The sequence below is a fragment of the Snodgrassella sp. B3088 genome, assembly GCF_026535815.1.
GTDB lineage: Bacteria > Pseudomonadota > Gammaproteobacteria > Burkholderiales > Neisseriaceae > Snodgrassella > Snodgrassella alvi_E.
In genome coordinates this window covers 1-1626 of the sequence record NZ_JAFNPG010000023.1, presented here as the reverse complement: position 1 = coordinate 1626, position 1626 = coordinate 1, and the positions used below count along the sequence as shown (strand labels likewise).

4 protein-coding genes are annotated in these 1626 nt (G+C 40.2%); 3 read left to right on the top strand and 1 reads right to left on the bottom strand.

Annotated elements, in window-relative coordinates; all coding sequences use genetic code 11:
* Both J3U75_RS09075 and J3U75_RS09070 read left to right on the top strand, forming a co-directional pair.
* A partial coding sequence (locus tag J3U75_RS09075) for a hypothetical protein (protein WP_267391637.1) occupies window positions 1-763 on the top strand: 763 nt, incomplete at its 5' end.
* A complete protein-coding gene (locus tag J3U75_RS09070; protein WP_218966488.1) occupies window positions 760-1026 on the top strand; it encodes a hypothetical protein in 267 nt (88 codons plus the stop codon). The genes J3U75_RS09075 and J3U75_RS09070, both read left to right, overlap by 4 nt.
* Here J3U75_RS09070 and J3U75_RS11435 read toward each other — a convergent pair.
* On the bottom strand, window positions 1021-1290 hold the full coding sequence (locus J3U75_RS11435; protein ID WP_416384683.1) for a SymE family type I addiction module toxin: 270 nt from the start codon (window positions 1288-1290) through the stop codon (window positions 1021-1023). The two genes, J3U75_RS09070 and J3U75_RS11435, sit on opposite strands and share 6 nt — an antisense overlap.
* 102 nt (window positions 1291-1392) lie before the next feature.
* Here J3U75_RS11435 and J3U75_RS09065 point away from each other — a divergent pair.
* A partial coding sequence (locus tag J3U75_RS09065; protein WP_267391635.1) for a VENN motif pre-toxin domain-containing protein occupies window positions 1393-1626 on the top strand: 234 nt, incomplete at its 3' end.

The following is a 1626-nucleotide window of genomic DNA, read 5'->3' as shown; positions in this document are numbered from 1 at the left end:
CAATGCTGCGTTCCAGAAAATAACGCTAACAAATCTAGTAAGAGATATGAAGCAATCAGGAGCAACAGAGCAGCAAATAGGAATGCGGGTACTGCAATACCAGATAGCAGGGCAAGCCCTAAGTTCATACTCACTATCAGATCAGGTAGATGCATTGTATGGGACAGGGATGAGTCTGGGAACAATGCTAAACGTTATGAGCATAAAACGCGGAAAAGCGTTTTCAATGGATGAAATAAAGGCCATAACCAACCGATATAATAGTCATAGTGGAAGTCTAGTAACAGCAAACGGAGTAGTAATTAAAGATAAACCACAATCTTCTACGGTGAGCGAATCACGTGGTGCGAATCAGAGTGGAGAAAAAGGGAATACAGAACCAAAGGCAAGTAAAGATGGCGACAAAGTGGCTAGTAAAGCTGGAAAGGGGACGACTGGGAATTCTTTAGAATGGAATTCTTGGCAAAACTACAAAAAAAAGACTATTGACGGTAAACAATATGCCCAGATTGGCGATAGATTATATTCACAACATGCAGTTGATAGGATGCAACCTTCAGGATTAGGATCTCCAGCCGGTACAGTTGGCGCTGGTCGTAATATTTCTCCTGGCATCGTAGAGCACACTATACAGAATGGAACAAAAACGAGTTCTACAGTTAATGGTGTAGAGAGGATTGTGCATTGGAGCGGTGATGTAGGTGTTGTTACCGAAAGTAACGGTAAAATTATTGTGACCATTTTAAGACGGAGTGAAAAGTGATGAATTGGATATATCCTGATGTTGTTAATAAATTGAAAAAAAAATGTGATTCTTTTTTGAACAAAGAAATCGGTGTGGAAGAAATACAATCTAGCATTTATGAGGCTGAACACCAAATTTTAGCATTAGAAGAGAAATGGTTAAGAGAATTACTTTTTGATGCAGAAAATCAAATTGAATTAAACCGTTATACGATAGATAGCGATAAGTTAGAACTATCTGTTGAACCCATTATTAAGAATATAATGACAAAAATATCATAACGATAATGATCCCCACCTAATCAGTGGGGGGATCTCACTTGTTGTTTGAAACAGGAACACAAATTCAATAATTAGCTTATTGTGCTCAACTTTAATGACCACAGGGCGTCTGGTATAAAAGCCTATTTGTTCCAGCCACCTGCCTTTAATAGTTAGTTGTGGTCTGGAGTTTGGTTTTATGCCTTGTGGCACATAACCGACAGTATAAAACCGCTTATTGGGTTGTGGTGCGGTGTTTTGCCTGTTGTTGAATTTAGCTAAAATATACCTTAGTCATAGTTAACTCCTTTGAAGTTAGTTGTGTTAGCGGGTAGCAGTGTTGGTACCCGCTAATCTGCGTCATTAGCAGGCGCGACTAGTGCAGAATTGGCAGCCCAATACCTAATAAACCATCTGCCAAAAGACCAATATCCAGAAGCAATAGATCCCGCCACAGGAGAAATAGACCCGAACAAACTGCCGGAAAACGTAAAAGGAAGCATAAGAGATCTATCGTCAGCGATAGGGACAGTAGCAGGTGGACTAAGCGGAGGAACACTGAGTAATGCGCAGATAGCAGGAGAGCTTGGGCAAAATGCAGTAGAGAATAATGCCTTAATT